Genomic DNA, 9872 nt, shown 5'->3' with positions numbered 1-9872 from the left:
CGAGGGGCTTAACAGCACCCTTACCAACCAGCAAACTGCTGATGCCTTAGGTTCTTCCGGTACAGGCTTATTACTTAAAGCCGCTTATTCAGATTTAACTGGCCCGTTTGGTGATGTTGGCCAATTAATAAATCTTACCGGCAACGCTTCCGATGAATCTCTTGTGGCTACAAGAGCTGGAGATTGGGATGATAATGGCGCCTGGAGAGTAATGCACAATCACAGCTGGAATGCAGATTTGGGTTCTATCCTGGGTACATTCAACAGCTTAAACAAAATTAACTTTGATGCTACCAACGTATTAGCATTTGGCCCTACGCCAGCCCAAGCTGCAGAAGCAAGATTTTTAAGAGCTTATGCATTGTATAATATCTTAGATTTTTACGGACAATTTCCAATAAGAAATCCGGGAGATAATCTTTTAAATGCACCTGAAGTTAAATCAGGAGCAGCAGCTGCAGATTTTATTATCAGCGAATTAAATGCAATTTTAGCTACTATGCCGGCAGCAAGTGCCAACATTAATTACAAAGGCACTGCAGATGCTGCAAGGTTTTTATTGATGAGGTGCTATTTAAACAGAGGTGCTTTTACTAACAGGGCAACACCAACATTTGCTGATGCTGATATGCAGCAGGTAATTACTTTGGGTAATGCTATTATCAGTTCTGGCAGGTATTCTTACACTCCTGAGTACTTTGATAATTTTACTTCAGATAATCAGTCAAAAACAAAAGAAGCTATTTGGGCTTATGATAACACCTCCGGTGTTTCAGCAAATAATATGGATGTACGTTCATTCTGGTACAGTACACTCCACTATAATTCTTATGATCCAAAGGCACCTAACGCAGGATGGAACGGATTTTCTACCGTTGCAGAATTTTATAACACTTTTGGTGTTACTACTGCTACTACTCAAACACCTTCAGATACTTTACTTGATCAAAGAATTGGAGGCAGGTTTAAAAAAGGTGTGACTGATGTACCGGGTTCTGGGTTAAGACCAGGTTTATTAATTGGTCAGCAATTTGACGATTTGGGTAACAAAAAACATTACAGAGGCTGGGTTGCAGCTGATGGACCAAATGCAAAATTATTAAGCTTTAATCCTGTAATTGGCGCTGGTATGTTTGAAACTGTACCGGGTTTATTAGAAGCAACGGGTATTCGTATCTTAAAATATGCACCCGATTTTGCAAATTACGATGGAGCAGCAGGTAATGACGTTATTATCTTCAGGTATGCTGATGCTGTATTAATGGTTGCTGAAGCAATGATGAGAAAAGCAGCGCCGGATAATGCCGGAGCATTAACGATGGTTAATACTTTAAGGGCTGCAAGAGGAGCTGCACCACTGCCTTCAATGACGCTGGTAGCTGCAACAAATTTTGTACCTACAACATTACTTGCAGAAAGAGGCAGGGAATTATACAGAGAGTGGGTTAGAAGAACTGACCTGATTCGTTTTGGTGTATTTTTAAGACCATGGCCTTACAAACCCGCTGACGATCCAAAATATCTTTTGTATCCAATACCTTCTCAGGCATTGGCAGCTAATCCAAACCTAAAACAAAATCCAGGGTACTAATAACAAAATGTAGTAACTGTATTTTATCATAATTTCGTAAAAGGTCATTGTTTCAATGGCCTTTTACTTTTACATAGTGTTTTACAAACGTTTTATTTTTTGATGAAAAATTCCTCTTTCTATTTATGTTGTGTTGCAATTTTTATATTTTACTCCTGTAAAAATAAATCTGATAATACCAGCCCAAGCAAAGCATTGTTTGAATTGATGGAGAATACCGGCATTGATTTAAATAACAAAGTAGTTGACGACAGCCTGGAAAATGGTTTTTTATTCAGAAATTTTTATAATGGCAATGGTGTTGCACTGGGTGATATAAATAATGATGGACTTGCCGATGTATTCCTTACATCAAACGTTGGCGCAAATAAACTGTATATTAACAAAGGCAATTTTAAATTTGAAGATATAAGTGATAAAGCAGGAATTATAAAAGATGACAAATGGAATACGGGTACAGTTTTTACAGATGTGGATGGCGATGGCTGGTTAGATATTTATGTTTGCTCATCAGGGCACATGGGTACTGGCACAAGAAAAAATAAATTGTACATTAATAATCACCTTTCCCCCTCTCCAGATGGAGAGGGAAGGGGTGAGGTAACCTTTACCGAAGCTGCTGCAAAATTTGGTTTGGATATTTCTGCATACACCACACAGGTTTCTTTTTTTGATTATGATATGGATGGCGATTTGGATTGTTTTATGATTGACAACAGCCCCATCCCAATTAATCAGTTAAATTTTGCCAACAGAAGAGATATGCCTGACAGCTTATGGAAAATTGCTGATTTTTTAAAAGGTGGGGGCGATCACTTATACAGAAACGATAATAATATTTTTAAAGAAGTTACATCTCAGGCCGGCATACATGGTGGCTTAATAAGTTTTGGGCTTGGCGTTTCCGTTAGTGATATTAACAGGGATGGCTGGCCTGATGTTTTTGTAAGTAACGACTCATACGAAAGGGATTATTTATACATCAATCAAAAAAACGGCACATTTAAAGATGAGATGGAGCAATGGTTTCAGCATACCAGCTTTTCATCAATGGGGGCCGATATTGCTGATATTAATAACGACGGTTATCCTGATTTATTTACAACAGATATGTTGCCCGTAAATGATTACCGTTTAAAAACTACCGGATCTTTCGATAATATCAGTTTATTTACCGATAAATTAAAATCAGGCTTTTATTATCAGTACACCAAAAATTGTTTGCAGTTAAACAATAAAGATGGCAAATTTATTGACATAGCCAGGTACAGTGGCGTAGCAGCAACAGACTGGAGCTGGGGTGCTTTAATATTTGATATGGATAATGACGGCTGGAACGATTTGTATGTTTGCAATGGCGTGGGCAAGGATGTAACCAATCTCGACTTTATGGATTTTTTTGCTAATGATGTTAACCAAAAAATGGTAATGACCGGCAAAAAAGAAGCCGTTGAAAATATTTTAAAAGAAATACCGCTTACCCCATTACCCAATAAAGTTTACCGCAACGATAAAAATTTAAGATTTACTGATATTGGTGCCGATTGGGGAATGGCACAACCCACTTTTAGTAATGGTGCGGCTTATGCCGATTTAGATAATGATGGCGACCTGGATCTAATTGTATGCAACCAAAACCAGCCCACATTTATTTATAAAAATCAATCAAGGGAAATTAATAAAAATAATTACATAGGATTTGCTTTAACAGGCAAAGGAAAAAACCTTTTTGCTATCGGCAGTAAAATACAATTGTATATTGGTGATCAAATTCTTACCCAGGAATTAATTCCCAGCCGGGGTTTTCAATCATCAGTTGATTATAAATTAATTTTTGGATTGGGAACAGCTACCAAAATTGATTCTGCAATAATTACATGGCCGGATATAAGCACGAGCAAATTTAGTTTACCCGAAATAAATAAAGTACACAGTTTTAATCAAACAAAAATACAAACTGTACCAGAAAAAATTATAATTGGGCAACTTTCAGAAACATTTTTTTCAAAAGTTGTAACCAATTTTGAAAAGCACGAAGAAAATGAATATGTTGATTTTTATAACGAACGTTTAATTCCAAGAGTATTTTCCCGGGAAGGACCCAAAGCTGCAACTGCAGATGTAAATGGCGACGGATTAACTGATATTTATATTGGCGGTGCACAGGGGAAAATTGGACAATTGTATTTGCAAACATCCAACGGCGCATTTATAAAGAAAGATGAAAATGCTTTTAAACCATTTTTTGAATTTGAAGATGTGGCAGTATTATTTGTTGATTATGATAAAGATGGAGATATGGATTTGCTTATTTGCCCGGGAGGAAACAATCGTCCCATTGGCAGCAGGGAACTGCAATTGCGGTTATTTACCAATGATGGTAAGGGGAATTTTACTTTAAACAGTGCAGCTTTTCCTAACATGAGTATGAATATTGGTATTGCCATTGCAAACGATTTTAATAATGACGGCTATCCTGATTTATTTATTGGTGCAAGAAGTTATCCTGGCGTTTATGGCAGAGATCCGCAGAGTTATTTATTTGTAAATGATGGTAAAGGGCATTTTACAGACATAGCTCAAACAAAAAATCCTGACATTGCAAATATAGGAATGGTTACTGGTGCTTTATGGGAAGATGTAACAGGCGACAAACAAAAAGAGTTAATAATTGTTGGTGAATGGATGGCGCCAAGGATTTTTTCTTTTAATAAAGATCATTTTGATGAAGTAAAAACAACTATCAGTGATAAGTTTGGCTGGTGGCAATCGGTTGCTGTTGCAGATGTAAACAACGATGGTAAGCAGGATTTAATTTTGGGCAATATTGGCGATAATTTTTATTTATGCCCTAAAGCTGACAGCCCGGCAAAATTGTGGATGAATGATTATGATAAGAATGGTGATATTGATAAAATTATGACCTACACCATTAATGGTAAAGATATGCCGGTGTTTTTAAAACGTGATATGCAGGATCAATTACCCAGTCTTAAAAAAGAAAATTTGAAACACAGCGATTATGCAAACAAATCAATACAAGATCTTTTTTTAAAAGAAATGATTGCATCTTCCATAGTAAAAAAATTTACCTATGCTCCTTCCTGTGTTGCTATTAACGAAGGCAATGGCAAGTTTACAGTAAAAGAATTACCGGTAATGACGCAGCTTTCCTGCATTAATGCAATACAACCGGTAGATGTAAACAACGATGGTTATATTGATTTAGTAACAGGAGGTAACCAGTTTGGTTTTTTACCGCAATTTGAAAAATTAGATGCCAGTTTTGGTGATGTGCTGATTAATGATGGCAAAGGTAATTTTATGTGGCAGGATGCAAAAAAAACAGGTTTGAATTTAAGAGGAGAGTTAAGGGATATTGCGAAAATAAAAAATTCAAAAGGAACTTATTTATTATTCCTGCAAAATAATGAATTTCCTTTTTTATATAAACTGAATGATGGAATCAAAAAGAAATAATTTTTATAAATATTTTACTGTATCTAAACTCCCAGAGTTTTTTTGCAAACTCTGGGAGGGTTTGGAACCCTCCAGGAGTTGTGTGTTGGCGCTGCTTTCATTGTTGCTTATCATTTCCTGTAAGCAACAGCAAAAAATTAAACCCTTATTTGAGTTAGTTGAAAATTCAGGAATTCAATTTGTAAATAAAGTAACAGATAATGACACTATCAATATTTTAAATTACCGAAATTTTTATAATGGCGGTGGAGTGGCAACTGGTGATATAAATAATGATGGGCTGGCCGATGTTTTTTTTACAGCCAACCAGGGGAGCAACAAACTTTTTTTAAATAAAAGCAACCTGCCTGCCGCAAAGACAGGTTTTAAATTTGAAGACATTTCTGCCAAAGCCGGGTTTATTGATAAACAGCAATACAGTACAGGTGTAGTAATGGCAGATATTAATGCAGATGGCTGGTTGGATATTTTTGTTTGCAATGCAGGCAGTATGCATAATGCTGCATTAAGAAGTAACCAGCTTTTTATAAATAATAAAGATTTGACTTTTACGGAGAGTGCGGAAAAGTACGGACTCAAAGATTCGGGCTATACAACACAGGTTAGTTTTTTTGATTACGATTTGGATGGCGACCTGGACATGTTTAAAATTGATAACAGCCCGGTGCCGGTAAACAGTTTGGGTTATCCAAAACAACGTAATGTATTTGCAGCTAACTGGAATGTACCGGATTATTTAAAGGGCGGCGGCGATCACCTGTACAAAAATGATAATGGCTTTTATAAAGAAGTTACCCAACAGGCCGGCATTCACGGTACATTAATGAGTTTTGGTTTAGGCGTAACAGTTGGTGATGTAAACAATGATAACTATCCTGATGTATATGTATCCAATGATTTTTTTGAAAGGGATTATTTATACATTAATCAAAAGAACGGAACATTTAAAGATGAGCTGGAAGAAAGAGTTGGGCACAATAGTTATGCATCAATGGGTGCCGATTTTGGCGATATCAACAATGATGGTTATCCTGAAATATTTACAACAGATATGTTGCCTGCAGATGATTACCGACTAAAAACAACATTGAGTTTTGATGATATTGATCAGTTTCGGTTAAAAGAACGTAATGGATTTTTTCATCAGTATTTACAAAATACATTGCAGTTAAATGATGGCAGTGGAAAATTTAAAGACATTGCTAATTACAGCGGCGTTAATGCAAGCGAATGGAGCTGGGGTGCTTTAATATTTGATGCAGATAATGATGGCTTAAACGATCTGTATGTTTGTAATGGCATTTACCGTGATCTTACCAACCAGGATTTTTTAAGTTTTGATGCCAATGAAATAAAAGAAAAGATAATGGCCACCGGGCAAAAAAATCTTTCAGAACTGGTGAATAAAATCCCTTCTATTGCAGTGCCCAATAAAATGTACAGAAATTTGGGAAATTTAAAGTTTGAAGACAAAGGAATAGATTGGGGCTTTGATAAAAACTCATTTAGCAATGGGGCTGCTTATGCAGATCTGGATAATGATGGCGATCTTGATGTAGTTGTCAATAATGTTAATGAACCAGCTTTTGTTTTTAAAAATAACAGCAGGGAACAAAATAAAAATAATTTTACCGGCATCTCTTTAAAAGGCAATGATAAAAATACATTTGCGGTGGGCAGTAAAATAATAGTGTATAAAAAAGATCAGATGCTTACAAAAGAAATAATGCCCAGCCGTGGCTTTCAATCATCGGTAGATTATAAACAAAGCATTGGTATTGGAAATGCAGTACAAATTGATTCATTGATTATTGTGTGGCCAAATCTTACTTATACAAAAGTTATTCATCCTGAAATAAATAAATACCTTAATTACATACAGCCGGTAAATGGCGAAAAATTAAATAATAAACCAGCAACTCAGTCAGCCAGTTTGTTTGAAATAGTGTCATCTGATTTTGAAAAAAATATAGATGATGATTTTACAGATTTTTACAGGGAGAAAGCCATACCACAAATGCTTTCGCATGATGGGCCAAAAGCTGCTGTTGCAGATGTAAACGGTGATAGACTGGATGATATTTATATTGGAGGAACTATTGCTAAACAAGGCCAATTGTATTTACAAAACAGCTCCGGCGGGTTTATAAAAAAAGATGAATTGATATTTAAACAGTTTACCGGTTTTGTAGATGGAGCAGTATTATTTTTTGATTGTGATAAAGATGGGGACAATGATTTGCTGTTATGTTCTGGTGGCAACGCTGCAATACCTTCCAGCAGGGACCTGCAGCATCGGCTATTTATAAATGATGGTAAGGGCAACTTTCAAATTTCAACAACTGCTTTTCCTCCCAATAAAGATAATATAAGCGTTGCTGTTGCAAGCGATTTTGATAATGATGGTGATTTAGATTTGTTTGTGGGTGCAAGATGTGTAAGTGGCGAGTACGGCCTTACGCCGCAAAGCCATATTTATATTAATGATGGCAAAGGAAATTTTAAAGACATGCCTGCTGAAAGCTGCAAAGGAATTTCCGATGCAGGAATGGTTACAGGTGCTGTGTGGGCAAATGCAGATGGAGATGCAGCACATGAATTGATTATTGCAGGCGAGTGGATGGCACCTAAAATATTTAAATACAGCAACAATAATTTTACGGCAATAAAAACTAACCTTGATGATAAAATGGGCTGGTGGCAAACTGTGGCTGTTGCAGATTTAAATGGCGATGGCAAACAGGATTTAATTTTAGGAAACCTTGGAGAAAATTTTTACCTGCATCCCGGCAATAATAATCCCGTAAAATTATTTTTAAACGATTTTGATAATAACGGGCAAACGGATAAAATAATTTCCCGTACAATTGATGGAAAAGATAAACCCGTATTTATGAAAGGGGAATTAGAGAGCCAGATGCCCATGCTAAAAAAACAAAACCTCCGTAATAATGATTATGCAAATAAATCGGTGCAGGAATTATTCAGCAAGGAAATAATCGACAAAGCCACAGTAAAAAAAGTTAACTATTCCTCATCCTGTATTGCTTACAATAATGGCAACGGAAATTTTTCTTTGCAAAATCTGCCGGTAAGTATCCAGCTTTCTTCTGTAAAAAATGTATTGCCTGTTGATATTAATGAAGACGGAAAAATTGATTTGGTAGTTGGCGGAAATGAATTTGGCTTTCAGCCTCAGCTGGGACGGCTGGATGCCAGCAAAGGAGATATATTAATTAATGATGGCAGAGGTAATTTTTCTGTACTCAGCCAAATGGAATCTGGCATTGCAGTACACGGCCAGGTACGAGGTTTGGTTTTGGTAAAAAGAAATAATAAAATAAATATTCTTTTCTTGCAAAATAATGAATTGCCTGTTTTGTATGAAGTAATAAAGAAAAAAACGCTTGCCATAAAGTAACAGCTATTGAAAGCATGATTAAAACTACCCGATATATTTTTTATTTAAGCTGTGTAATTTTTTGCATTTGTTTTGCTTCATGTAAAAATAAAAACAAAACTACTCTTCCTGTTTTATTTGAAGTGCTTAAAGATGATAAAACAGGCTTACATTTTAATAACAAAGTAACACCTACAGAAAAATTTAACATGTTTAATTACATGTATTTTTATAATGGTGCCGGCGTTGGCGCAGGCGATTTTAATAATGATGGATTAGTTGATTTATTTTTTGCAGCTAACCAGGGCGATAATAAATTGTATATAAATGAAGGCAGGCTGCATTTTAAAGATGCAACAGCAGAAGCCGCCGTTCCGCAGGATAAGGGATGGTCAACAGGAATATCTGTTGTAGATATTAATAACGATGGCATGCTGGATATTTATGTTTGCAAAGTAGGTAAGTATGAAATATTAAACAGCAAAAATCAACTGCTGGTTTGTAAAGGAATAAAAAATGGCATTCCGTTTTATGCCGACGAGGCAATGACATACGGATTAGATTTTTCGGGCTTCAGCACACAGGCAGCATTTTTTGATTACGATATGGATGGCGACCTGGATGTGTACCTTTTAAATCATTCCATTCATCAAAGCAGTTCTTACGCTCCCCGTAATAATTTTGTAAATACCTACAGTGTTTTATCGGGTGATAAATTGTATCGCAATGAAGGCAATCATTTTATTGATGTAACAAGGGAGAGCAAAATTAACAGTACCGAAATTGGTTATGGGCTCGGCATTGCCGTTAGTGATATTAATTTAGATGGCTGGCCCGATTTATATATCGGTAACGATTTTCATGAAAATGATTACCTGTATATCAACCAAAAAAATGGAACTTTTTCTGAAGAGAATAATCAAAGGCTGATGCACACCAGTAAATTTTCGATGGGGGTGGATATTGCTGATGCAAATAATGATGGCTATCCTGAAATAATTTCGATGGATATGCTGGCTGCCGATCCGTATATTTTAAAACGTTCATTAGGGGATGATGATTACGACGTATTTTTTAGCAAAATTGCTTCGGGTTATAATTACCAGTATTCCAGAAATATGTTGCAGTATAACAGGCGCAATGGTATGTTTAGCGAAACGGGAGTACACGCCGGCATTTCCGCTACGGACTGGAGCTGGGCGCCTTTGTTTATGGACTTTGATAACGATGGTTTGAAAGATTTATTTATAGCCAATGGTATCCCCAAGCGGCTTAACGATATGGATTATGTAAATTTTATTTACAATACCGAAATACAGGAGAAGATAAAAAACAGCGACATGAAGGATAAGGATATGGCGCTGATGAAAAAATTCCCGGAGATAAAAATTCCCAATAAAT

Annotated in this window: 4 protein-coding genes; all 4 read left to right on the top strand. The window is 36.1% G+C overall.

The window, feature by feature from the left end; genetic code table 11:
• Nucleotides 1-1591, top strand: a 1591-nt coding sequence (locus tag ACY65O_RS04090) for a RagB/SusD family nutrient uptake outer membrane protein (RefSeq protein WP_462219574.1), incomplete at its 5' end; no start/stop codon positions are given.
• A gap of 102 nt (nt 1592-1693) precedes the next feature.
• Nucleotides 1694-5071 (top strand): VCBS repeat-containing protein, encoded by a 3378-nt coding sequence (locus ACY65O_RS04085; RefSeq protein ID WP_462219573.1) that lies wholly within the window; start codon nt 1694-1696, stop codon nt 5069-5071.
• Nucleotides 5072-5132: 61 nt separating this feature from the next.
• A complete protein-coding gene (locus ACY65O_RS04080; protein WP_462219572.1) occupies nt 5133-8492 on the top strand; it encodes an FG-GAP-like repeat-containing protein in 3360 nt (1119 codons plus the stop codon).
• Nucleotides 8493-8506: 14 nt separating this feature from the next.
• Nucleotides 8507-9872, top strand: a 1366-nt coding sequence (locus ACY65O_RS04075) for an FG-GAP repeat domain-containing protein (RefSeq protein WP_462219571.1), incomplete at its 3' end; no start/stop codon positions are given.

The organism is Ferruginibacter sp., from assembly GCF_031430955.1.
Lineage (GTDB): Bacteria > Bacteroidota > Bacteroidia > Chitinophagales > Chitinophagaceae > Ferruginibacter.
This window is presented reverse-complemented; position numbering and strand designations above follow the sequence as displayed.